Annotated in this window: 22 protein-coding genes; 12 read left to right on the top strand and 10 right to left on the bottom strand. The window is 66.7% G+C overall.

What is annotated here, in order from left to right; translation table 11 throughout:
* The first annotated feature begins 68 nt into the window (after window positions 1-68).
* Entirely contained in the window at window positions 69-659 is a 591-nt protein-coding gene (pyrE, locus tag MKK51_RS23660) for an orotate phosphoribosyltransferase (RefSeq protein ID WP_243981600.1), read from the top strand.
* Window positions 660-1008: 349 nt separating this feature from the next.
* Window positions 1009-1695, top strand: coding sequence for an NYN domain-containing protein (locus MKK51_RS23665; RefSeq protein ID WP_243981602.1), 687 nt, complete (start codon window positions 1009-1011; stop codon window positions 1693-1695).
* 69 nt (window positions 1696-1764) lie between these two features.
* Here MKK51_RS23665 and MKK51_RS23670 read toward each other — a convergent pair whose 3' ends face one another.
* The 3 genes from MKK51_RS23670 to dapA all read right to left on the bottom strand — a co-directional run bounded on the left by MKK51_RS23670 (window position 1765) and on the right by dapA (window position 4508).
* Window positions 1765-2388: a prephenate dehydrogenase/arogenate dehydrogenase family protein gene (locus MKK51_RS23670; RefSeq protein WP_243981611.1), complete on the bottom strand. Its 624-nt coding sequence runs from the start codon at window positions 2386-2388 to the stop codon at window positions 1765-1767.
* Window positions 2389-2998: 610 nt separating this feature from the next.
* Window positions 2999-3472 (bottom strand): SsrA-binding protein SmpB, encoded by a 474-nt coding sequence (gene smpB / locus MKK51_RS23675; protein WP_018044478.1) that lies wholly within the window; start codon window positions 3470-3472, stop codon window positions 2999-3001.
* Window positions 3473-3608: 136 nt separating this feature from the next.
* Window positions 3609-4508 (bottom strand): 4-hydroxy-tetrahydrodipicolinate synthase, encoded by a 900-nt coding sequence (gene dapA / locus MKK51_RS23680; RefSeq protein ID WP_243981613.1) that lies wholly within the window; start codon window positions 4506-4508, stop codon window positions 3609-3611.
* A 185-nt stretch (window positions 4509-4693) separates the two neighbouring features.
* Between dapA and MKK51_RS23685 the strand changes: the two genes are divergently transcribed.
* Window positions 4694-7000 (top strand): lytic transglycosylase domain-containing protein, encoded by a 2307-nt coding sequence (locus MKK51_RS23685; RefSeq protein ID WP_243982242.1) that lies wholly within the window; start codon window positions 4694-4696, stop codon window positions 6998-7000.
* A gap of 27 nt (window positions 7001-7027) precedes the next feature.
* Here MKK51_RS23685 and MKK51_RS23690 read toward each other — a convergent pair whose 3' ends face one another.
* From MKK51_RS23690 to MKK51_RS23715, 6 genes are all read right to left on the bottom strand, one after another.
* Window positions 7028-7414 carry a hypothetical protein gene (locus MKK51_RS23690; protein ID WP_243981615.1) on the bottom strand — a complete coding sequence of 129 codons (387 nt, stop codon included), beginning with the start codon at window positions 7412-7414 and terminating at the stop codon, window positions 7028-7030.
* A 12-nt stretch (window positions 7415-7426) separates the two neighbouring features.
* Window positions 7427-9445 carry a BON domain-containing protein gene (locus MKK51_RS23695; protein ID WP_243981617.1) on the bottom strand — a complete coding sequence of 673 codons (2019 nt, stop codon included), beginning with the start codon at window positions 9443-9445 and terminating at the stop codon, window positions 7427-7429.
* Window positions 9446-10405: 960 nt separating this feature from the next.
* On the bottom strand, window positions 10406-12220 hold the full coding sequence (locus MKK51_RS23700; RefSeq protein ID WP_243981619.1) for an ABC-F family ATP-binding cassette domain-containing protein: 1815 nt from the start codon (window positions 12218-12220) through the stop codon (window positions 10406-10408).
* A 57-nt stretch (window positions 12221-12277) separates the two neighbouring features.
* On the bottom strand, window positions 12278-12508 hold the full coding sequence (locus MKK51_RS23705) for a hypothetical protein (protein ID WP_243981621.1): 231 nt from the start codon (window positions 12506-12508) through the stop codon (window positions 12278-12280).
* Window positions 12509-12590: 82 nt separating this feature from the next.
* Window positions 12591-12908, bottom strand: a complete 318-nt coding sequence (locus MKK51_RS23710; RefSeq protein ID WP_243981622.1) for a polyhydroxyalkanoic acid system family protein — start codon at window positions 12906-12908, stop codon at window positions 12591-12593.
* Between the two features lie 214 nt (window positions 12909-13122).
* Window positions 13123-13428 carry a septal ring lytic transglycosylase RlpA family protein gene (locus tag MKK51_RS23715; protein WP_243981624.1) on the bottom strand — a complete coding sequence of 102 codons (306 nt, stop codon included), beginning with the start codon at window positions 13426-13428 and terminating at the stop codon, window positions 13123-13125.
* A gap of 635 nt (window positions 13429-14063) precedes the next feature.
* On the opposite strand from MKK51_RS23715, the gene MKK51_RS23720 reads away from it, so the two are divergent.
* The gene (locus MKK51_RS23720) at window positions 14064-15257 is read left to right on the top strand and encodes a site-specific DNA-methyltransferase (protein WP_279601296.1); all 1194 of its coding nucleotides are present in this window, start codon (window positions 14064-14066) and stop codon (window positions 15255-15257) included.
* A gap of 130 nt (window positions 15258-15387) precedes the next feature.
* Here the strand turns inward: MKK51_RS23720 and mutY are convergent, their stop codons facing one another.
* Entirely contained in the window at window positions 15388-16710 is a 1323-nt protein-coding gene (mutY, locus tag MKK51_RS23725) for an A/G-specific adenine glycosylase (RefSeq protein WP_243981628.1), read from the bottom strand.
* 136 nt (window positions 16711-16846) lie between these two features.
* Between mutY and MKK51_RS23730 the strand changes: the two genes are divergently transcribed.
* The 8 genes from MKK51_RS23730 to MKK51_RS23765 all read left to right on the top strand — a co-directional run bounded on the left by MKK51_RS23730 (window position 16847) and on the right by MKK51_RS23765 (window position 22180).
* Window positions 16847-17338, top strand: a complete 492-nt coding sequence (locus MKK51_RS23730; RefSeq protein WP_243981637.1) for a DUF721 domain-containing protein — start codon at window positions 16847-16849, stop codon at window positions 17336-17338.
* 130 nt (window positions 17339-17468) lie between these two features.
* Window positions 17469-18122, top strand: a complete 654-nt coding sequence (locus MKK51_RS23735; RefSeq protein WP_243981638.1) for a DsbA family protein — start codon at window positions 17469-17471, stop codon at window positions 18120-18122.
* A 203-nt stretch (window positions 18123-18325) separates the two neighbouring features.
* Window positions 18326-18721, top strand: coding sequence for an AtpZ/AtpI family protein (locus MKK51_RS23740; RefSeq protein WP_243981640.1), 396 nt, complete (start codon window positions 18326-18328; stop codon window positions 18719-18721).
* A gap of 82 nt (window positions 18722-18803) precedes the next feature.
* The gene (locus MKK51_RS23745) at window positions 18804-19559 is read left to right on the top strand and encodes a F0F1 ATP synthase subunit A (protein WP_018044492.1); all 756 of its coding nucleotides are present in this window, start codon (window positions 18804-18806) and stop codon (window positions 19557-19559) included.
* A 90-nt stretch (window positions 19560-19649) separates the two neighbouring features.
* Window positions 19650-19877 carry a F0F1 ATP synthase subunit C gene (locus MKK51_RS23750; RefSeq protein ID WP_018044493.1) on the top strand — a complete coding sequence of 76 codons (228 nt, stop codon included), beginning with the start codon at window positions 19650-19652 and terminating at the stop codon, window positions 19875-19877.
* Window positions 19878-19982: 105 nt separating this feature from the next.
* A complete protein-coding gene (locus tag MKK51_RS23755) occupies window positions 19983-20546 on the top strand; it encodes a F0F1 ATP synthase subunit B' (RefSeq protein WP_409565755.1) in 564 nt (187 codons plus the stop codon).
* A gap of 72 nt (window positions 20547-20618) precedes the next feature.
* Window positions 20619-21104: an ATP F0F1 synthase subunit B gene (locus MKK51_RS23760; protein ID WP_243982245.1), complete on the top strand. Its 486-nt coding sequence runs from the start codon at window positions 20619-20621 to the stop codon at window positions 21102-21104.
* A 149-nt stretch (window positions 21105-21253) separates the two neighbouring features.
* Window positions 21254-22180, top strand: coding sequence for an ABC transporter ATP-binding protein (locus MKK51_RS23765; protein ID WP_243981642.1), 927 nt, complete (start codon window positions 21254-21256; stop codon window positions 22178-22180).
* The last annotated feature ends 1 nt before the right edge of the window (window position 22181 follow it).

The following is a 22181-nucleotide window of genomic DNA, read 5'->3' on the forward strand; positions in this document are numbered from 1 at the left end:
CCTTGCGCCTCGTGGTCCGCGCTGCCACAAACGCCGCCCGACCCTCTCAGACCAGGAGCACCCTTCCCATGACGCCAGACGCGGTGCTCGCGGAATTCCGTGAGGCGGGTGCTCTGCTCGAAGGGCATTTCGTCCTCAGTTCCGGGCTCCATTCCGGCGTCTTCCTGCAGAAGATGGCGATCTTCTCCGATCCGGTCCGGACGGAGCGCCTGTGCAAGGCCCTGGCGGAGGTCATCGTCGCCCGCTTCGGCCCCATCGACATCGTGGTGTCTCCCGCCATCGGCGGCATCGTGCCGGGCTACGAGACCGCGCGCCATCTCGGAGCCCGCGCCATCTTCGTCGAACGCGATCCCGGCGGCCCGTTCTCCCTCCGTCGCGGTTTCAGCATCCCGGCCGGCCAGCGCGCCGTGATCGTCGAGGATATCGTGACCACGGGCCTCTCCGCCCGCGAATGCCTCGCCTCCCTCCAGTCCGAAGCCGGGGACGTCATCGGCGCCGCCTGCCTCATCGACCGTTCGGGCGGGCGCGGCGAGATCGGCCTCCCCCTCGTCTCCCTGGTCACCCTCGACATTCCGGTCTATCCTGCGGATACGTTGCCGCCGGAACTCGCCGCGCTGCCCGCCGTCAAGCCCGGTAGTCGCGTGAAGGCCCCCGGCTGATTTCAAGCAAGATTGAAACTCACGGTGGATGTTTGTCTGATGTGCAATTAGGCATATCAGTTGCGCGAAATGGAATATCCTCGGCAGACCCGGCTATCATCCGATTTTTCTGGCGAATGCCTATCGGCCATGGTTGACAAACGCCCGGCTCGGACAATAGCAAAGGATATGATCGCCGATTATCTCGGACGGTCTTCTAATTCTTAAATTTTATTAGGGATTTGATTTTCAAGATCAAATAATCTCGACTTATTTTAGTATTGAGGATAGCAGGGCTTTTGGGGGGCGTTAAGCTTCAAGATTTTCCTGCCTTGAATGTGAAAAATCCAATGAGAAAATGGATCGTCCAATGAGCGCACAACAGCGCAGCGCCCTGTTCATTGACGGGGCAAATCTTTATGCAGCCACGAAAGCACTCGGTTTCGATATCGATTATCGCCGGTTGCTCAAGGAATTTCAGGCTCGCGATAATTTGATACGAGCTTTCTACTACACGGCGATGGTGGAAGATCAAGAATATTCGTCGATCCGTCCGCTGATCGACTGGCTCGATTACAACGGGTATCGGGTCGTGACGAAACCGGCGAAGGAATTCACCGATTCCGCCGGCCGCCGCAAGATCAAGGGCAACATGGACATCGAGCTCGCCATCGATGCCCTCGAACTGGCGCCCCGCATCGATCACATGGTGCTGTTCTCCGGCGACGGCGATTTCCGCTCCCTGGTGGAGGCGATGCAGCGGCGCGGCGTCCGCGTCACCGTCGTCTCGACGATCCAGACACAGCCGGCCATGATCGCCGACGATCTGCGTCGGCAGGCCGACGAGTTTGTCGATCTCGTCCATCTCATTCCCCGGGTCGGTCGCGACCCCGGCGAGCGCGGCGTCCGGAGCCAGGGCGACGGTCCGCCGCGCGGTCCGAGGGAGTTGCCGCGGGAGTTGCCGCGAGAGGTGGCCGATCGTCCGGTCGCCCGTCCCAATCCCGGTCTGGAAACCCGCTACGGTATCCGTCAGGGCGACGACACGACCGAACAGTAGCGTCTCCTCCTTATCGCCGAGGCCGCGCGGCAGGCCGCATGTCTCGGCACGACATCCGAACCATCACTCTCAGCCCCTGGCGTCCGCGCCACGCACCGAGAGCTCCGTCTCCAACCGCGAGGCATGGGCGAAGAACCGGCGGCGGACATCCGCCGCGTAGGGATTAGCGCGCTCGATCGCGTCGAAGACCTCGGGCGCATCGTGCCTGACCATGCCGACCGCCTGCATCAGCAGGTCGAAGCTCTTCGTCGTCATCCGGGTCGGCAGCGGCTCCATCTCGACGAAGACCTTGGCGATGAGATGGGTCAGCCCCTGGACCGAGGCCGCGGCCCTGTCATGCGTCTCCGGGTCCGTGAGGATGACGTCGAGGCCGAGACGCTTGCGCAGGAAGGCGGCGGCGCGCCAGCCTCCCCTCCCCCGGATCGGACACACCGCGATCTTGAGCCCCTTCAGGCCGTCCCGCGCGCTTTGCGGGCCGAAGAGCGGATGCGTCGCGACGATGTCCACATGATCGGGCAACCCGTCCGCCATGATCCGCGCGGCGACCACCTTCACCGAGCCGACATCCAGGACGAGGGCGCCCGGCCGCAGGTGAGGTCCGATGGCGGAAACCACCTCGGCGAGCTTGGAGACCGGAGCGGCCAGGACGACGATGGGACAGGCGGCCGCGTCTGCCAGCGAGCCGAGACGCACCCCGGCGTTCCTCCCCCCATTCGGCGTACCGGATTCACACATCCACTCGACATCCGTTCCCTCGGTCCAAGAGGGTTCGACATGAGGCGCAGTGGAACTCCCTCTCCTTCCGGGAGGGGGACCCGAGCGACCCGCGAGATGCGTGAGTAGCGTAGCCTGGAGGGAGCGGTCTGGGGTCAGCTGTGGTCCATCTCCGGGACAGCCGCACACCTCACCCTGTCCCTCCCCTTCGAGGAGAGGAGACCCGCGCATCCCGCTCGATGTCTCCCTATCGGAGCCTTGCGGCAAGGCGGGATCGTAGGCGCGCAACGGGAAATGTGACCCGAGATGTTCGGCGATCAGCCGTCCGAAGGCACCGAAGCCGATGATCCCGACGGGACCGTTCGATGAGGGGGAGATGACATGAGACACGGAACTGACCTCGATGGAGCCGAGGGGCCAGCGGTCCGTGAAAGAGGGTCAACCGCCGACGACCGGGGCGGTTGAGACGTGACGGAGCACCTCGCCGCTAAGGGAGCGGCGCGTGATACAGTCCGGAGAGGATGGGGCTCGTCGTCATGGGCGGGTTCTTGGCAGGATGGGCATCGCCCGTCAACGGAGGGGTCTCGGTTCAGCCCTTGTCGCGCATGATCCGGGCGCGGTCGCGCTCCCAGTCGCGCTCCTTGGCGCTCTCGCGCTTGTCGTGGAGCTTCTTGCCCCGGCCGAGGCCGAGCTCGATCTTCGCGCGGCCCTGCTCGTTGAAGTAGATCTTCAGCGGCACCACCGTGTAGCCCTCGCGCTTCGTCGCGCCGATGAGCTTGTTGATCTGCTTGCGGTGGAGCAGCAGGCGGCGCGGGCGCTTGGTTTCGTGGTTGAAGCGGTTGGCTTCGAGATATTCCGGGATGTAGGCGTTGAACAGGAACAGCTCGTCGCCGGACGGGCCGGCATACGCCTCGCCGATGGCCGCCTTGCCCTTGCGCAGGGATTTGACCTCGGTTCCGGTCAGGGCGATGCCCGCCTCGAGGACGTCCGAGATCTCGTAGTGGAAGCGGGCGGCGCGGTTGTCGGCGACGACGCGGCGGGTGTCTTGCGGTTTGGGAGCCATCACATCGTCGGTTCTGGAGCATCGGCTCGGGCAGCCGGTGCCCCCTGTCTGGAAGGAAGCTGACGGAGGTGCCCGGCCGCGCGGTGCGGCCGGGCGAGTGTCATATGGTTCGCCGGGGTTTCGCCTGCGAGGGGGCTCAGCCGTCGATCAGGCCGGCATGGCGCAGGGCAGAATCGACGATGCCCTTGGTGGCATCGCTGACCGTGAGGAGCGGCAGGCGCACCTCGTCGCTCATGTGGCCGAGCCGCGACAGGGCATATTTCACCGGAGACGGGTTCGATTCCGCGAACAATCCCACATGCAGCGGCAGCAACTGGTCCTGGAGCCGCAGAGCCGTGGCGTAATCGCCCGACAGGGTCGCCTCCTGGAGCTTGGCGCAGAGGCGCGGTGCGACGTTGGAGACCACCGAGATGCAGCCGACGCCGCCCTGGGCATTGAATCCGATCGCCGTCGCATCTTCGCCTGAAAGCTGGATGAAGTCTTCACCCATGGCTTGGCGCTGCAGGCTGACACGGTCGAGCTTGGCCGTGGCGTCCTTCACGCCGGCGATATTCTTGAGCTCATACAGCCGCGCCATGGTCTCTACGCTCATGTCGACCACGGAACGCGGAGGAATATTGTAGATGATGATCGGGATGCCGATGGCGTCGTTGACGGCCTTGAAATGCGCGTAGAGCCCCGCCTGCGTCGGCTTGTTGTAATAGGGAGTCACCACGAGCACGGCATCGGCGCCGGCCTTCTCCGCATTCACGGCGCGCTCGACGGCCTCGGCCGTGGAATTCGAGCCGGCGCCCGCGATCACCGGCACCCGGCCGGCGGTCTCGGCGATGCAGGCGGCCACGACACGGTCGTGCTCGTCATGGCTCAGGGTCGGCGTCTCGCCGGTGGTGCCCACGGGCACCAGGCCATGGATGCCCTGCTCGATCTGCCAGACCACGAATTTGCGGAAGGCGTCCTCGTCGAAGACGCCGTCGCGAAACGGCGTCGCGAGGGCGGTCATGGCGCCCTTGAGGCGTTGGGTCGTGGTGTCGGTCATCCTGGCGTTCCCGGCCGTCGATCTTTCGGTGGGCCGGTGTGCCGGCCGCGTCACCGCTCTCGCGGACGGGCAGACATAGGGCCTCGCTTGCACTCGCGCAAACGCTCCGTCGGCGCGGTTAATGACTTCTTAATGCCCTCCGGGACAGCTTAGGCATGTCCGCATCCGACGGGACTGGAAGAACCATGGCGTTCTGGACGCGCTCGTATCGTGCCACCCTCCCCGTGTCCCTCGCCGTCGCCCTGGCGGGGACGACGATGTGGATGGGTCCGGCCTCGGTCTCCCCCGTGGCGGCCGGCCAGGGGGACGACATCGTCACCCGCCCGTCGAGCGATGCCGTCGCTCCGTCCGTCCTGGTGCCGGACAGCCGAGCCGCGGCCACCGACGCGGTCGCGGCCGACGCCTTGAAGCTGGACGATCGCAGCGCCGAGACCGCGCCGAGCAAGGCCCTGCCCGCCGCCGCCAAGGCCTATGCCTCCGCCGATCCGGAAGCGCCGATCGCCTTCCCCCTCCCCGATGCGGCTATGACGCCGGCCGCCCCCGTGCCGGAGGTGCCCGATCCCGCCCGCGCGGCGCAGGTCGCGCCGGATGTCGATCTCCCCGCCCTGCGCCAGGCCATCGACGCCTATCGGCGCGGCAAGGTCTCCGAGGGCGACCGCCTGCGCGACGGCTTCACCGATCCGGCGGCTCTTGCGCTGCTCGAATGGGTGGCGATCCGCGCCGGTTCCGGCATCGGCTTCGAGCGCACCGTCGCCTTCACCCGCACCAACCCGGACTGGCCGGCGGGGCCGCTCCTGCGCCGTCGCGCCGAGGAGGCGCTACTCACCGAGCGCAAGAACCCGGCGACCGTGCGCGCTTTCTTTGCCGGAACGCCCCCGGCGAGCGCTCCGGGCAAGTTCGCCCTCGCCCTCGCCTTCCGGGCGGACTCCCTCGACGAGGACGCCGCGACCCTGGTTCGCGACCTGTGGCGCTCGGAGACTTTCGGCCGCGCCCTCGAGACGAAGGTACTGGATGCCTTTCCGGGTGTCCTCACCCGCGTCGACCATCGCTTCCGCATGGAGCGCGCCCTCCTGAAGGAGGATTACGAATCGGCCGGCCGCGCCGCCACCTATGCCGGCGGCGGCTACGCCACCCTGGTGCGGGCTCGCCGCGCCGTCGAGGACAAGAGTTCCTCGGCCGCCTCCGCGCTCAACGCCGTGCCGCCGTCGCTGCGCAGCGACCCGTCCTACATCCTGTCGCGGGCGCAGTACCTGCGCCGGGCCGACAAGCCGGTGGAGGCGGCCGCGATCCTCGCCACCGCTCCCACCAACGGCGACGTGCTCGTGGATGGCGACGAATGGTGGGTCGAGCGCCGGATCGTCGCCCGCAAGCTCATCGATATCGGCAATCCGAGCCTCGCCTACGAGGTCGCCGCCGGCCATAGCGGCCGCACGGTGGAGAAGCGGATCGAGGCCGAGTTCCATGCCGGCTGGATCGCCCTGCGCTTCCTCGACGATCCGGCCAAGGCCTCCAGCCACTTCGCCAAGGCCGCGACCATCGCCGAGACGCCGATCTCGCTCGCCCGCGTGGCCTATTGGCAGGGCCGTGCCGCCGAGGCGGCGGGCGATGCGGGCCTCGCCAAGACCTTCTACGAGCGCGCCGCGCTCCAGCCGATCGCCTATTACGGGCAGCTCGCGCGGGCAAAGCTCGGTCAGGCGAGCCTGCCGCTGCGCGTCGTCCCCGAACTTGAACCCGCCGCCGCGACGGCGTTCGAGAACCGCCTGACCACGCGGGCGCTGCGGATGCTGGAGGCGGCGTCGCTGAAAGATCTGGCGCTGCCGCTCTATATCGATACGGCGAACCGCCTCACCAACCCGGCCGAACTCAGCGCGCTGGGGAACCTCGCCGTCGATGTGCGAAATTCCCGCGCCCTCGTCGCGGTGGGCAAGCTCGCGGTCCAGCGCGGACTGCCCCTCGACGCCCATGCCTACCCCACCATCGGCATCCCCGATTACGAGGCCTCCGCCGCCGTTCCCCTGGTGGAGAAGGCCATGGTCTTCGCCATCGCCCGCCAGGAGAGCCAGTTCGATCCCCGCGCCCAATCCAGCGTCGGCGCCCGTGGGCTGATGCAGATGATGCCGGCCACCGCCCAGCGCACGGCGCGGCGGGTCAGCGCCTCCTACGACCAGGACCGCCTCACAAGCGATCCCGCCTACAATGCCCGCCTCGGCCAGGCCCATCTCGGCGAGCTGATGGAGGATTGGCGCGGTTCCTACATTCTCGCCTTCGCCTCCTACAATGCCGGCGGCGGCAACGTGAAGAAATGGATCGACGCCTATGGCGATCCGCGCAGGACCGGCGTCGATCCCATCGACTGGGTCGAGCGCATCCCCTTCACCGAGACCCGCAACTACGTCCAGCGCGTGATGGAGAACCTGCAGGTCTATCGCAGCCGCCTCGCGGGCAAGAGCGCGCTGCTGATTGAGGGCGACCTTCAGCGCGGGGCGCGCTGAGCGGAGGGTTCATCCTCCCCGCCCGTCTCATCCCGAAGCTTTCCCGCGCAGCTTCCGCTCCGCACCGGGGCTAGGGCGAGGTGAGGAGGCGGGGCGGCCGGGGGAGCCGCCGACACCGTCGATGCCCGACACCCCCGGCGGCGATGGACGGGCCAGGCGTGCCAAGGCTCCGGCTCCGGCACCGACGAGATAGGCCGTCAGATTCAGCGCCGCGCTCTCGACCCAGAAACCGGGGCGGCCCGGGACGAGCCCACTGATCGCGAGCCCACCGAGCGCCACGGCCCCGAATCCGAGTCCGAGCCCGATGGCGGTCGAAAGCCTGCCGCGTGGCGGTCCGAAGTGCCATCCGATGGCGGTGCCCAGAGCGAGGCTGGCGGCGAGCGCGGGCCACAGGATCGTCAGCAGCAGGAGCATCGGGACGATCTCTCAGGAGCGCAGGGCGAGGCCGACGCCCTGCCCAATGGCATTGGCGCGGCCGGCGGGTGCGGCGACGATCCTGTCCGCCGGGATGCCGGCTTGGAGCAGATACTCGACGACCACAAGCGCCCGCTGACGGGCGAGGTCGGGCTCCGGCTCCGCCGGTTTTGCCTCCTTGGGGGCGTCCGCCTTGGCGTCCTTCTCCTTCGCCGCCTTGTCTCCGGCCGCCTTGTCCCTTGTTGCCTTGTCCCTCGTGGCCTTGTCCTTGCCGTCCTTCACCGAGGCGGGTTTGGGATCGGCGGGCTTCACCGCGGGCTTGTCGGCCTTCGCGGTCGCCGGCTTCGTGACCTTGTCGCCGTCCCGAGCCTTCCCCGAATCGACGGACGCCGTGTTCTCCACACCGGCATCGAGGGCGGGTTTCGGTGCGCCGGCCACACCGGCCGGGTCGCCATGACCGATCACCTCGATGCGCAGGCCGGGGCAGGCCTTCGCGGCCGAAGCCACCGCGTCGAGGGTGGGATAGAACTCCGCTCTCAGGGTGACGCTGCCGGGGGCGAAGACGAGGCGGCTCCCCTGTGTCGCCCGCTCGAACGAGCTCCGGCAGGCCGCCGGGTCGTCCGAGGTCGTGCCGGGCGGCGGCTTCACCTCGGCCTGGACCCGCCAGCCGGCCGGCATCCGCCGGGCGAGATCGGTCTCGTACCGTCCGGCGCTCTCGCGGTAGAGGCTGTTCCCTGTGAGCGCGAGGCTCCTGTCCGAGAGGCGGATTTCGCCGGTGGCGAGCATGGCGAGGCTGGTGATGCCGGCCTCGACGGCGCCGGCGAGGTCGGCCGGCGCGCCCTCCGCGACGCGGCTCTTGTCAACGATGCGCTCGCGGAAGAAGCGCGGCCGCAGCGTCGCCAGGATACGGTCGCGCGTGACGCTGTCCGGCAAGTGCCCGGTGAGCGTCACCGCGTCGCTCTCCCGGCGGACCATGAAGCGATAGGGCGAGAGCGGCATGGCGGCGAGATCGACCGGCCCGGCCCTCGTGCCGGACGGCCGCCCGTCGCGCAGCAACGCGTCGATCTCGCCGATGGCCTGCCCGTCGAGAGCGGTCCCCGAGACCGACAGGCGCGAATCGGCGTAGGTGACGCGGCCATCCTGCAACAGGGATGAAATCCGGAAGGCGAACCGGCTGAGCGTGGTCGGATCGATCCCCTCTTCAAGACCACGGGCGGTCTGCATCCGGTCGTCCACCGAGGCGCCATCGGCGGCGGCGTCGGCCATGGCGCGGATGTCCTCGCGTGCCGCTTCCGAGACGACATTGCCCGAAAGAACGAGGTTGCCTCCGCGCTCGCGGGTCACCGCGAACTGGAAATCGGGGATCGCTGCCGGCCGGATATCGACCTTGCCCATGGTGAACCCGGTCGGAGGATAAGAGAGCGCCTGCCTCACCTCCTCGTAACCGGCCACCGTCAATGCCTCGCCGCTGAACGACACGGTGGTGTCGGCGATGGTGGCGCTGGCGCCCGGAGCCAGCGGTTTCAGCTGTTCGAGGGCGAAGGCGGAAGCGGCGGAAAAGTCAGGCGGTGCCCCTCGCGCGGCTTTCGCCTGATCGATGATCCTGGTCTCGGAGGGAAGTTCCGGGGCGAGCTTCGCGGCCAGCGCGCTCGGGCCGATCTCGACGGGACGGCTGCCGGACAGCTCGATCCGTTCCGGGCTCGTGCGCGTCGCCGTCCAGACGAAGGGCGAGGCATCCTCGACGATGCCGATGCGTCCGACCACATGACGCAGGCCCGGCAGACGCTTGAGCCTGTCGAGGGCCGCGACGCGCCCGGCCTCGTCCGGCGCCTCGCCGGCGGCGATGAGGTCCCGGCCCCGCACCGTCAGGCGCAGCCAGGGCTCCAACCCCGCCTCGGTCGTCGCACGCACGACAGCCCCGGCCCTATCGTCGAGCCGCCGCTCCATGCGAGGCGCCAGCAGCGGAGTCGCGACCCCGACGATGAGCGCGAGACCGGGCAGACCGCAGGCCCAGCCGAATTTCTGGAGCAAGGGGGGGGACGGGAGGGCGGGCAATGCGAACCTCGGGGATCGGCCGCCACCAGACACCCATTTCGCGGCATCTTGAAGACGCCGCAGGCTCATTCCCATTGATCGCCGCTTCTTTCCTTGTTCACACACCTTCACCCCCGCGCGCGAAAAAAGCGCCGGGGGCATGGCCCACGAGAAAACCCAAGAGCACCGCAAGAGGGGGACGCGGGACGCCGCGGAACCCATTGAGCGCTATGAATGATTGCCGGTCCCCCGGCGTCCCGTCAGGCTCCGGCGTTCCCGCCGGGGCCTGTTTTTTCGTCGCGGTGTCTCCAGCGGTCCTCGCGTTGCGTCGCGCCTGAGGTGGTCGTGTTGCATCCCAGCCCGGCTGTTCGAACGGATTTTGCCCCGCACGCCCTCTCGTATTGGAGGGGCCGCAAACCTCATCATGGCAGCCCAGAACGGGGTCAGTGCCGGGGCATTTAACTCCCGACCTACCGCGCCCCCATCCGAGCACCCAGGCTATCGAGCCGCCGCCCGGGGCGATGGTGACCGAGACCACCGACGCAGGCACCGTCCCACCGCCCTTTCGGCCCACCCGGTCGGTCACCGGACAGGCCCCTTCACCGGGCGGCAGGTGTGGGGATATAGGCACGAAATAGGAATTTTGTCAAGATTTTCATGTCGGGAAGAACGGTCTCGGCCATGGGACCGCTATCGGGAAGCCTCGGCGATCTCTGGCGTCCCATCGGGGGCGAAGGTCTCGTGAACGCTCCGTGCCCTATGTCTCGGCAGGAGCGTTCTCGCCCCTCCGCGAGGTGCCATGACCCTGGCGGAGGGATTGGGATTCCCGTCCCCTTCCTCGATGCGGACGATTCGGGGTCGTAAACGGTCCCCCCGTCCAAGGGGGCGCGCGTCACCGATCGGGGGAGCCCGAGCCGACACGCTCTGCCGGGCGTCCGAAGCGGAGGGCGATCCGCCTCACCCTTCCCGCTGCATCTCCAGTTCCAGCCAGCGGTCCTCGGCCGCCGAGAGGTCGGCCTCCGCCGCCGCGAGGGTCCCTGAGGCCTTCTGGAACAGGGCCGGATCGCGGCTGTAGAGCTGCGGATCGGCAAGGACGGTGCGGATCTTGGCGATCCCGGCCTGCAGTTTCGCGATCCGCTCCGGCAGGGTCTTCAGCTCATGCTGGTCCTTGAACCCCATCTTCGTCTTGGGGGCCGGGGCGGCGGACGTGCTGGCGAGGCGTCCCGGCTTGACCTTGCCGTCGGGGCGAGGCGCCGTGGCGCTCTTCCTCGCCTCGACGCCCTGGCCGCGCTGGGTGACCATGTCGCTATAGCCGCCGGCATACTCGACCCAGCGCCCCTCCCCCTCGCTGACGAGGACGCTGCCGACCACCCGGTCGAGGAAGTCGCGGTCGTGGCTCACTAGGATCAGCGTGCCGGAATAGTCGGACAGCATCTCCTGCAGGAGGTCGAGGGTCTCGAGGTCGAGGTCGTTGGTGGGCTCGTCGAGGACGAGGAGGTTGGCGGGCTGGGCCAGGGCTCGGGCGATGAGAAGGCGGTTGCGCTCTCCGCCGGAAAGCACCCTCACCGGGGTCCGGGCCTGTTCCGGGGCGAACAGGAAGTCCTTGAGGTAGCCGACGACGTGACGGCTCACGCCGCCGACGACCACGCTGTCGCCGCTGCCGCCGGTGAGAACCTCCGTGACCGTCATCGACGGCTCCAGCACCGCGCGGGCCTGGTCAAGGAGCATCATCTTGAGGTTCGTGCCCAGAGCGATGCTGCCGGAATCCGGGGGCGATTGTCCCGTGAGCAGGTTGATGAGCGTGGTCTTGCCGGCGCCGTTGGCGCCGACGATGCCGAGCCGGTCGCCGCGCATCACCCGGATCGAGAGATCGTCGACGATGCGACGCTCACCATAAGACTTGGCGGCATTCTTCGCCTCGATCACCAGGGCACCGGAACTCTCCGCCTCGGTGGAGGTCATCGTCGCGGTGCCGACGGGGCGGCGGTCCTCGCGACGGTCCTTGCGCAGGGCATGAAGATTGCCGAGCCGCCGAACGTTGCGCTTGCGTCGTGCGGTGACGCCGTAGCGAAGCCAATGCTCCTCGTCGGCGATCTTGCGGTCCAGCTTGTGCCGGTCGCGCTCCTCCTCCTCGAAGAACGCGTCGCGCCAAGCCTCGAAAGTGGAGAAGCCCTGCTCGATCCGCCTCGTGATTCCGCGATCGAGCCAGACGGTGGTCTTCGACAGGGCCGAGAGGAAGCGCCTGTCGTGGCTGATGAGGACGAGTGCGCCGCGCACGGACTTCAATTCCGCCTCGAGCCATTCGATGGCCGGCAGGTCGAGATGGTTGGTGGGCTCGTCGAGCAGCAGGATGTCGGGCTCGGGTGCCAGAGCCTGGGCGAGCGCGACGCGCCGCCCCTCCCCGCCCGACAGGCTCGCCGGGTTCTCGGCTCCGGTCAGGCCCAGGCTCTCCAGCAGGTAGCGGGCGCGATAGGCGTCGTCGCCATGGGTGAGGCCATGCTCGACGAAATCGAGGGTGGTGGAAAAGCCCGAGAAATCCGGTTCCTGCGCGAGGTAGCGGATGGTGGTGCCGGGCTGGACGAAGCGCACGCCCTTGTCGGGCTCAATGAGCCCGCAGGCGATCTTCATAAGCGTCGACTTGCCCGAGCCGTTGCGGCCGACGAGGCAGGTCCGTTCGCCGGGCGAGATCGCGAGATCCGCCTGTTCGATCAGCGGAGTACCGCCGAAGGTGAGCGCGACGTTCTGGAGGGTGAGGAGCGGGGGAGCGGCCATGATGCCGGCTTATGGCAGCGCAACCGCTCCCGAACAAATGCGGACTTGCCTGCGGGCCTACATCGTCGGGTTGGCCGGGCCTGTCGGCGACGGGTCGGGCGAGGCGGGCGCCGGGCTCGGGTCGATCACGGGGATCTCCGTCGGGCTCTCTGTGGGCGCCTCGGCCGGCGGCGATGCAGGGATGTCCGGCCCAGGCGCCGGCGGCGGCGTCTGGGGAGCCTCGTAGGGCGTATCGGGCACCGGAGCTTCCGGGATGGGCGCGGGATCGATCGGGCCTGGATTCGACATGGGCAACGCCACCTGCTCGAGAGGTTTCGGAAGAGGACTTGAAACGGACGAGTGCCCGGCGCTGTTCCTCCGACGACGCTCTTCAGCCCTTCTTGATCAGGAGCTGGTTGCCTTCCTTGCCGATGATCTTCTTCATCCGCTCGGCAAACAGAGCCAGCAGCATCGGCAGGCGCACTTCGATACGGACCGTCTCGGGAAGGATGTCGACCTCGCCGTCCACCTTCTGGCCCATGGCGGACATGGCGAAATTCAGACGGTCGTCGGTCCAGGTCATGTGCTCGACGTTGATTCCAGCCTTGGCGCAGGCCGCCTTGGCCTTGTCCAGCCCGTTCGAGATCCGCCGCTTCGCCTCGACGGGACCGATCTCGTGGGGAATCTCGACGATCAGGGGCTTTGCCATGGGGGAACCGTCCTCAAACACGCATCCAGCCGTCAAGATGGGGCCGATCGCCATCCATGCAACGGCGACCGGCCCCTTAGTTCATCAAGCGCGGCAGTGAAACCCGCCTCGCGCGCAGTCACCATGGGCGATCAGCAGGATGAGGCATGCCGTTCGTCGTCGCGACCCGGCGCGGCGATCCTCCGGCAGGCCCCGTAACGTCACGGGCTTGGCATCAGTTGACGACATTGAGCGAAACGTAGGTCGTGCCGCCCATGCCGAGCGCTCGGGCGGGGCCCTTGGCGAGATCGATGATGCGGCCGCGCACGAAGGGCCCGCGATCGTTGATGCGCACCACCACCGAGCGGCCGTTGCGCTTGTTCTCGACCCGGACACGGGTGCCGAACGGCAGGCTGCGATGGGCGGCGGTCATCCCGTTCGGATTGAAGCGCTCGCCATTCGCCGTCTTGCGACCGCTGCCGTACCAGGAGGCCGCGCCGGATTGGGCGGTGGCCGGTGCACTGAGTGCGGCGAGAGACATGGCGGTTCCAATAGCGGCAGCGGTCCAACGAACAGGCTTCATATTCATCCGCATTCCCTTTGTTGTTGCAGAGGTCGCGGAACATAGAGCCAATGAAGGCTGAAATGAGATCAGTAGAATGTGGCAAGTCCTGCCTTTATTAGCCTCGTCGGTTCGTATGATGTATGAATAAAATCTAAAGATGGTCCGGATTGGATGTGGGTTGGAGTTCTATAGTGAGAGCGGATGATGACTGTCGTCGGCAGGTTTCCTCCCGCAGCCCAAGCCCGTCACATTTCCTGCCACATCGATGGCGAAGCGTAGCCTTAGCCCAGCGCGAGGTGCATGAGGGATACGCGCCTCCCGTGACCCTGACGGTTCCGAAGCGGCTGCCTGCAGGGTGCGGGCATGCGCGACAGGGTCGGCTCGGTTTTCGCGATGAAATCGCGATCGTCTGTTTGATAGTCGTTGGACGATGATTGCAGCGTAAATATATAGTTAAATCAACCAGGCAGGAGTCTAAAATCTATCAGTATTCGAGCCGGTAGGCAAAAACTGCAGCCCCAAATCGAGACGCATTGTTCGCATCCCGGCAACCCGCCCTTTACGTTAACGGCCCCATGGTCTGCCGGTCAGTCGCGTAACCGGTGTTTGCCATGGCTTCCCTGCGTACCGCGGTTGCCGACACCGTCGCCCGGAAAAGTGTCTCGCGTACCGGGCGACTCGTGTCGGCGCCGCGGATGGGTCTCGTACCCGCCGCCCAGCGTCTTCCTCTCGATGAAATCCTCGTCGGGGATTGCATCGCCGCCATGAACGCCTTGCCGGCGGCGAGCGTCGACTGCGTCTTTGCCGACCCGCCTTATAACCTTCAGCTCGGCGACGGCTCGCTGTTGCGGCCCGACCAGAGCCGCGTTGATGCCGTTGACGACGCCTGGGACCAATTCTCGAGCTTTGCCGCCTATGACGAGTTCACCCGCGCCTGGCTCACCGCCGCCCGCCGGGTGATGAAGCCGAACGCCACCCTCTGGGTCATCGGCTCCTACCATAACATCTTTCGCGTCGGCTCGGTGCTCCAGGACCTTGGGTTCTGGATCCTCAACGACATCGTCTGGCGGAAAGCCAACCCGATGCCGAACTTCCGCGGCAAGCGCTTCACCAACGCCCATGAGACCTTGATCTGGGCCTCTCGTTCGGCAGAGGCAAAGAGCTACACCTTCCATTACGAGGCGTTGAAGGGCGGCAATGACGACGTCCAGATGCGTTCGGACTGGTTCATCCCGCTCTGCACCGGAGATGAGCGCCTCAAGGGCGCCGACGGCCAAAAGGTCCACCCGACCCAGAAGCCTGAAGCCCTCCTCGCTCGGACCCTGCTCTCGGCGACGAATGCCGGCGATGTGGTGCTCGATCCGTTCTTCGGTACAGGTACCACCGGGGCCGTCGCCAAGCGCCTCGGACGGCGTTTCATCGGCATCGAACGCGAGACGGTCTATGCCGAGGCGGCCCGCGCCCGGATCGACGCCGTGGAGCCCCTGTCCAAAGCCGCCCTCCTCGTCGCTCCGACGAAACGGGCCGAGCCGCGCGTCGCCTTCCTCAGCGTGATCGAGGCCGGCCATATCCGTGCGGGCGAGATCCTCACCGATGCCCGCGGTCGCCACGAAGCCGTGGTACGTCCCGATGGGACGCTGATGGTCGGGCCTGCCATGGGCTCGATCCACAAGATCGGCGCCCTCGTCCAGGGCTTCCCCTCCTGCAACGGCTGGGATTTCTGGCACGCAAGGCGCGACGGCAAACTGGTGCTGATCGACGTGTTTCGGGGCCGGATGCGGGCCGCGATGGGGTCGGCCGCCTAGCCTTTTCCGATGGTGGCAGGATCGGTTGCGGGCCGGATGAGGGGGATGACCGGTGCGGAGGGTCGTCCCCTTCCCCGCGTACTACGCCGGCACCCTCCCCCGCGGAGCGGAAGAGGTCGCGCTCGCCCTATCAACGACGCGTTTTCGGCCTGCCGCGCTTGCGCGCCGCCGCAGGCGGGGCCGTTTCCTCCTGCTCCCCGAAAAAGCCCTCTCCGTCTTCGACCGGCGGCTTCGCGACGGTGCGCGGTGCCGGCTTGGGCACCGGACGAAAGCTCGGCCGCGGCTCGGGCACCGGCGCCTCGTCTTCAGCAAAGAGCGGCGTGTCCTGGATCGACCGCATGGCCTTCGGCCGTCCGCGCTTCACGGCCTCGGGCTTCGGATCGAAGGCGTGGGCGAGCACCTTCTTCATCACGCCGGGCAATGGTTCCTCCTCGAGGTCGCGCCGAGGCGTGAAGCGCATGCCGGCCGGTGCCTTCGTACCGAGGCCGACGCGGGCGACGAAGACGGTCAGTCCCAGCGGGAAATGCGTGAAGACGTGGCGCACCACGCCCGGCAACCGCTTCCAACGTGCGTCCAAGGGAGCGTCGAGCAGGGCCTGGGTGACGTCGTAGCCGCTCTCCCATGCGCTTGTCGGAGGTTCCGCCATGGCACCGAGGAGTCCTTCGGGGGGGCGGGTCCGCAACAATACGGCCTCGTCGCCGCTGCGGATCGCCACGAAGGCGGCACCAAAGCGCTCGATGCCCTTCGTTTTCTTGATCTTGCGCGGAAACGTCTCCTGCAGCCCGAGGGCGCGGGCCTCGCAGGGAGCCATCCAGGGGCAAAGGGCACAGGCCGGGCGCTTCGGCGTGCAGATGGTCGAGCCGAGATCCATCAGGCTCTGGGCGAAGTCACCGGGCCGCTGTCGGGGCACGAGACTCTGCGTCAGCCGTCGGATCTCGGGGCGCGCAGCAGGGATCGGTGTTTCGAGGGCGAAGAGCCGGGTCACAACCCGCTCGACATTGCCGTCAACCGCCGCTTCCTGCCTGTCGAAGGCGATCGCCGCGATGGCACCGGCCGTGTAGGCGCCGACGCCGGGCAGTTTGCGCAAGCCTTCGAGCGTGTCGGGGAAGGCACCGGCTTCCGTAACCGCCTTGGCGCAGGCGTGGAGGTTGCGGGCGCGGGAATAATAGCCGAGGCCGGCCCAGGCCGACATGACGCTCTCCTCCGCTGCCGCCGCGAGGGCTTCCACCGAGGGGAAGCGCTCGAGGAAACGCTGGAAATAGGGTTTGACCGCCGTGATCGTGGTCTGTTGCAGCATCACCTCGGACAGCCAGACCTGATAGGGGTCGGGCGTCTCGCCCGGCAGGGCACGCCAAGGCAGGACGCGGCGATGCCTGTCGTACCAGGTGAGGAGATCGGCGGCTCGCGGACCTCGGGCGGAAGCATCCGTTGCTGCCGTAAAGTCCGGTGACATGAAATCCCGCGACATGAGATCCGGCGTGTTGGGCGCCTGTCCATACAGGGTGGCCGCGAACGATCAAAGCATTCGAAAGCCGGCGCCGTTCACGCTATCATGCGGCGTCAGCCCGCATCGGATCGTCTCGGAGCTCATGGCCCGCATCAAACCCCTCGCCGAGCTGATCGAAACCTGCATCGGACCGGCTTTCGCTGCGCAAGGGTTCGCCTCCACCGATATCCTCGCGGCCTGGCCCGATATCGTCGGTGAGCGCCTCGCCCGTTTCTGCCAGCCCTCGAAGCTCGATTGGCCCCGCCGCGCCCGGCGCGAGGAGCAGGGCCGGCCGGATCCGGGCACGCTCGTGGTGCGGGTGGAAGGCGTCTTCGCTCTCGAACTGCAGCATCTGGCTCCCGTGGTGATCCAGCGCATCAATGCCCATTACGGCTGGGCCTGCATCGGCAAGCTCGTCCTCAAGCAGGGACGCGTTCATCAGGCCGTTCGCAAGCGGGTGGTGCCGCCCCTCGATCCTGTGAGGCGTGGCGAAGTCGCACTGGCCGTGTCTTCCATCGACGACGATGCCCTGCGCGACGCACTCGACAGACTCGGCGTGGCGATCGTCGCCTCCGCACCGCCGCGATCCGGTTGAATCCCACCTTCGGGCCCACGCATGTCGCGGCGCATGGAAGCGGAGCCGCCTGTCGCGTCTTGTCAGATTGTCCGCGGGTCTCTACCGCAAGCCGCATGGATCGGATCTGCGAGCGGAGCCCGTCGACATCATGATCACCCGTCGCGACACCCTGAAACTCACCGGCATGGCGATCGGCGCAGCCGCGCTCTTGCCCCGGATGACCCTCGATGCTTTTGCCCAGGATGCGAATCTTGCCTCCCTGATGGAGCCGGGCCCCCTCGGCGACGTCTGGCTCGGGCCGAAGGACGCCAAGGTGACGATCATCGAGTATGCTTCGATGACCTGCTCCCACTGCGCCGCGTTCCACAAGGGCACCTGGCCGGCCTTGAAGGAGCGCTACATCGACACCGGAAAGGTGCGCTTTACCCTGCGCGAATTTCCCCTCGATCCGCTGGCGACGGCGGCCTTCATGCTGGCTCGCTGCGACGGCGATGCGAAATACTATCCCATTACGGATCTGCTGTTCGACCAGCAGCAGGGCTGGGCCTACGTCCAGAAGCCGCAATCGCCGGTCGATGCCCTGGAGCAGATGTTGCGGCAGGCGGGATTCTCGAAGGAGAAGTTCGAGGCTTGTCTCAAGGATCAGAAGCTCTACGCCGCCGTGAACGCAGTGAAGCAGAAGGGGCTTGACACCTTCAAGGTCGATTCGACGCCCACCTTCTTCATCAACGGCGAGCGCTTCAAGGGCGAGATGACGATCGACGGAATGGAGAAGGTCATCAAGCCGATTCTCGGCGCCTGAGATCCAAGCTTGGCCGCCGACTGCCCATCATGCGTCGAGCACATCGCCCAGGATCGCCGGAAAGGCCGGTTTGTCTATATTTTGCAATAACTTAAGGCGTGTCCTGGGCGCCTTGACACTCAAGATGGGCGAAACTATGGTGCGCCGCGCTTGACGGGGTTTCAGGCCGGTTCCCTCCACTCTCGCCAATGTGAGTTTTCGCCGTGAGCGGTAACGACGCAGGGGATGAGAATGGAGATGGACGGCAGAAATCGGACGAGGATCTCTCCGCAAGACTGAAGCGTCTCGAGAATCGGATCGAGGCGAAGCGTCCTGCAACTCCTTACCGTTCCGCGCCGGGTGCCGGTGCCCCCAAAGGCGCGTCATCCTTGGGTCTGGCGATGCGGCTCTCCACGGAGTTCATCGCCGGTGTCCTTGCCGGAGGCATTCTCGGGTGGTTGTGCGATCAGTTTCTGGGGACGAAGCCCTGGGGCCTGATCGTTCTTCTCATGCTGGGCTTCGCAACCGGCGTCTATAACGTCATGCGTGTCTCGGGCTCGCTCTCGAGACCGGCCGTGAAGAGTGCGGTCGAGAAACATCAGGATCGGGAACGGTCCTGACGGTCAAATTTTGCCGCTTTCGGGCGGTCCTGGGGCATAGCGGGCATCTCGCCCGCTCGTGGACAGAAGGACGGTAGCGGCAATGGCCGTAAAGATGGATCCGATCCACCAGTTCGAGCTCAAGCCGCTCGTATCCTTCGGTCATATCGGCAATCAGGAAATCGCGTTCACCCAGTCGGCGCTGTACATGTTCGCCGCCGTCGGGATCATCGCCTTGATCACGATCGTGGCGACGGCGCAGCGCTCGGTGGTGCCGGGCCGGATGCAGTCCGTGGCCGAGGTATTCTACGAGTTCATCGGCTCGACCCTGCGCCAGTCGGCCGGGCACGGGTCCGAGCGGTTCATGCCGCTGATCTTCTCCCTGTTCATGTTCGTCCTCGTCCTGAACATGTTCGGCATGATCCCCTATGCGTTCGCCGTGACAAGCCACATCATCGTGACCTTCGCGCTGGCGCTCCTCGTGATCACCACCGTCATCGTCTACGGCTTCATGGCCCACGGCACGAAGTTCCTGAAGGTGTTCGTGCCCTCGGGCGTGCCGGGCTGGCTGATGCCGATGATCGTGGCCATCGAGATCGTCTCCTTCGTCTCGCGACCGATCAGCCTCGCGGTGCGTCTCTTCGCCAACGTACTCGCCGGCCACATCGCCCTCAAGATCTTCGCGGGCTTCGTGCCGGCTCTCCTCGCCGCGGGCGCCTGGGGTGCGATCTCGCCGCTGCCGCTGGCCCTCAGCGTCGCGGTGACGGCCCTCGAGTTCCTCGTCGCCGGTCTGCAGGCCTACGTCTTCGCGACGCTCGCCTCGATCTATCTCAGCGACGCCCTTCACCCCGGCCACTAGGCCCCGGCGGTACCCCCTTCCGTCCCCGGTCCGCGGTTGCGGCCGGATTTCTCTCCACGCAACGAACGAACCGACACCAGGAGCAATTTGATGGATCCCTTAGCCGCTAAGTACATCGGTGCCGGCCTCGCCTGCCTCGGAATGGCGGGCGCCGCCATCGGCCTCGGCAATCTCTTCGGCCAGTTCTACGCCGGTGCCCTTCGCAACCCGTCGGCCGCCGACGGCCAGCGCGGCAACCTGCTCCTCGGCTTCGCGCTGACGGAAGCCCTCGGCATCTTCTCGCTGCTCGTCGCCCTGCTTCTCCTGTTCGCCGTCTAAGACCGACGTCGTTCGTCGATCCGACTGCAGACCCGGACCGGGCGCCCCATTCCCCTGGACGCGCGCCCGGTCCTCATCCACGAATTTCTTTGAGCGAAGGACGTCATGGCTCAGCCGGCCCATCCGACCGCAACCCATGAAGGCATGGCGGCGACGCCCGCGTCCGAGCATGGCGGCGGCTTCCCCCCCTTCGAAAGCCATACCTTTCTCTCGCAGCTGATCTGGCTCGCGCTGGCCTTCGGCCTTCTCTATTACCTGATGGACAAGGTGGCTTTGCCCCGCATCCAGGCGATCCTTCACGACCGCGCCACGCGGCTCTCGTCGGATCTCGACGAGGCGCAGCGCATGAAATCCGAGGCCGAGGCCGCCGGAGCGGCCTACGAGAAGTCATTGGCTGACGCTCAGGCCAAGGCCCGTACCATCGCGGCCGAGACCCGCGCCTCCCTCACCGCCGAGGCCGAGGCCCGTCGCAAGACGCTCGAGGCCGAGCTCAATGACAGGATCGCGGCGTCCGAAGCTACGATCCGTACCCGCACCGCCGAGGCCATGGGCAGCGTTCGCTCCATCGCCGGCGAGACGGCTTCCGCCATCGTAGAGCGCCTCACCGGAACGGCTCCCGACCAGGCCAGCCTCGATACTGCCCTGAACCGCGTCGCCATCCCGCACTGAGTGCGCTCGCAGCAGATATGACTGTTCTGGCCCCGCCCCGCCGGACGCAAACGAAGTAGGACGACGAGAATGTTGTTGGATGCCGAGTTCTGGGTCGCCGTCGCCTTCGTCCTGTTCATGGGCGTCGTGTGGAAGGTCGGCGGCTTCGCTCAGATCACCAAGGCCCTCGACACCCGCGGCCGCCGTGTTCGTTCTGAACTCGACGAGGCTCGTCGCTTGCGTGAGGAGGCTGCCACGGTGTTGGCCGACTACAAGAAGCGCCGCGCTCAGGCTGAGTCCGAAGCCGCAGCGATCGTCGCTGGAGCCCGCGAAGAGGCCAAGCGTATCGCCGACGAGGGCCATGCCCGTCTGAACGAGTTCATTGCCCGTCGCACCAAGTCGGCCGAGACCAAGATTGCCCAGGCCGAGGTCCAGGCCACCGCGCAGGTCCGCGCGGCGGCTGCTGATGCGGCCGTGAAGGTGTCCGAGGTGGTGTTGCGCGAGCGTTTGCAGGGCGACGCCGCCCTGTCGCTGGTTCGTTCCAGCCTCGACGAGGTCAAAGGCCGTCTCCGGGCCTGACGTCTTCCGGAACGATCGTTTCGAGAAAGCCGCCCACCGGGCGGCTTTTTTGTTTCCGGACGTGCCGCATCACACTCGCGGGCCGTACCCCCTGTCGTGGTAAGGCAGCACCCACGTCCTTGCCCACAAGAATAATCCATGGAGATCCGATGCCGCCGATCATCTCCATTTCGGGCCTGTCGAAGGTCTACGCTTCCGGCCTCCACGCCCTCAAGGATATCCACCTCGACATCGCCAAGGGCGAGATCTTCGCCCTGCTCGGTCCCAATGGCGCCGGCAAGACGACATTGATCAGCGTCGTCTGCGGTCTCGTCCGTGCGACCAGCGGAACCGTCACCGTGGACGGCCACGACATTGGAGCGGATTACCGCGAGGCGCGCAGGGCCATCGGCCTCGTGCCGCAGGAACTCACGACCGATGCCTTCGAGACGGTGTGGGATACGACGAGCTTCAGCCGGGGCCTGTTCGGCATGAGACCCAACCCTGCTCATATCGAGCGGGTGCTGCGCGACCTGTCCCTTTGGGACAAGAAGGACAGCCGGATCATGACCCTGTCCGGCGGCATGAAGCGGCGGGTGCTCATCGCCAAGGCGCTCAGCCACGAGCCGCGCATCCTGTTCCTCGACGAGCCCACCGCGGGTGTCGACGTGGCGCTGCGCCAGGACATGTGGCGGCTGGTGCGGACACTCCGCGATCAGGGCGTCACCATCATCCTCACCACCCACTACATCGACGAGGCCGAAGAGATGGCCGACCGCGTCGGCGTGATCCGGAAGGGTGAGATCATCCTGGTGGAGGAGAAGGCCGAGCTGATGCGCAAGCTCGGCAAGAAGCAACTGACCCTGCAGTTGCAGAACCCCCTCTCCGCCCTGCCGAACGAGTTGGCTCCGCATAGCTTGGTCCTGTCGGCGGATGGCCAGGAGCTCGTCTACACCTACGACACCAAGAGTGAGCGCACCGGGATCACCACGCTCCTCACCGACCTCGCCGCCGCCGGCATTCCCTTCCGCGATCTCTCCACCAGCCAGAGTTCGCTGGAGGATATCTTCGTCGATCTCGTGAGGGAGCAGGCATGAA

It is taken from the genome of Methylobacterium sp. E-045 (assembly GCF_022829685.1).
Classification (GTDB): Bacteria; Pseudomonadota; Alphaproteobacteria; order Rhizobiales; family Beijerinckiaceae; genus Methylobacterium.

What these genes read in the sequence shown, in the direction of transcription:
- pyrE (WP_243981600.1), top strand. Translation starts at nt 69, where the DNA reads ATGACGCCAGACGCGGTGCTCGCGGAATTCCGTGAGGCGGGTGCTCTG.
- MKK51_RS23665 (WP_243981602.1), top strand. Translation starts at nt 1,009, where the DNA reads ATGAGCGCACAACAGCGCAGCGCCCTGTTCATTGACGGGGCAAATCTT.
- smpB (WP_018044478.1), bottom strand. Translation starts at nt 3,472, where the DNA reads ATGGCTCCCAAACCGCAAGACACCCGCCGCGTCGTCGCCGACAACCGC.
- dapA (WP_243981613.1), bottom strand. Translation starts at nt 4,508, where the DNA reads ATGACCGACACCACGACCCAACGCCTCAAGGGCGCCATGACCGCCCTC.
- MKK51_RS23685 (WP_243982242.1), top strand. Translation starts at nt 4,694, where the DNA reads ATGGCGTTCTGGACGCGCTCGTATCGTGCCACCCTCCCCGTGTCCCTC.
- MKK51_RS23690 (WP_243981615.1), bottom strand. Translation starts at nt 7,414, where the DNA reads ATGCTCCTGCTGCTGACGATCCTGTGGCCCGCGCTCGCCGCCAGCCTC.
- MKK51_RS23700 (WP_243981619.1), bottom strand. Translation starts at nt 12,220, where the DNA reads ATGGCCGCTCCCCCGCTCCTCACCCTCCAGAACGTCGCGCTCACCTTC.
- MKK51_RS23705 (WP_243981621.1), bottom strand. Translation starts at nt 12,508, where the DNA reads ATGTCGAATCCAGGCCCGATCGATCCCGCGCCCATCCCGGAAGCTCCG.
- MKK51_RS23710 (WP_243981622.1), bottom strand. Translation starts at nt 12,908, where the DNA reads ATGGCAAAGCCCCTGATCGTCGAGATTCCCCACGAGATCGGTCCCGTC.
- MKK51_RS23715 (WP_243981624.1), bottom strand. Translation starts at nt 13,428, where the DNA reads ATGTCTCTCGCCGCACTCAGTGCACCGGCCACCGCCCAATCCGGCGCG.
- MKK51_RS23720 (WP_279601296.1), top strand. Translation starts at nt 14,064, where the DNA reads ATGGCTTCCCTGCGTACCGCGGTTGCCGACACCGTCGCCCGGAAAAGT.
- mutY (WP_243981628.1), bottom strand. Translation starts at nt 16,710, where the DNA reads ATGTCACCGGACTTTACGGCAGCAACGGATGCTTCCGCCCGAGGTCCG.
- MKK51_RS23730 (WP_243981637.1), top strand. Translation starts at nt 16,847, where the DNA reads ATGGCCCGCATCAAACCCCTCGCCGAGCTGATCGAAACCTGCATCGGA.
- MKK51_RS23735 (WP_243981638.1), top strand. Translation starts at nt 17,469, where the DNA reads ATGATCACCCGTCGCGACACCCTGAAACTCACCGGCATGGCGATCGGC.
- MKK51_RS23745 (WP_018044492.1), top strand. Translation starts at nt 18,804, where the DNA reads ATGGCCGTAAAGATGGATCCGATCCACCAGTTCGAGCTCAAGCCGCTC.
- MKK51_RS23750 (WP_018044493.1), top strand. Translation starts at nt 19,650, where the DNA reads ATGGATCCCTTAGCCGCTAAGTACATCGGTGCCGGCCTCGCCTGCCTC.
- MKK51_RS23755 (WP_409565755.1), top strand. Translation starts at nt 19,983, where the DNA reads ATGGCTCAGCCGGCCCATCCGACCGCAACCCATGAAGGCATGGCGGCG.
- MKK51_RS23765 (WP_243981642.1), top strand. Translation starts at nt 21,254, where the DNA reads ATGCCGCCGATCATCTCCATTTCGGGCCTGTCGAAGGTCTACGCTTCC.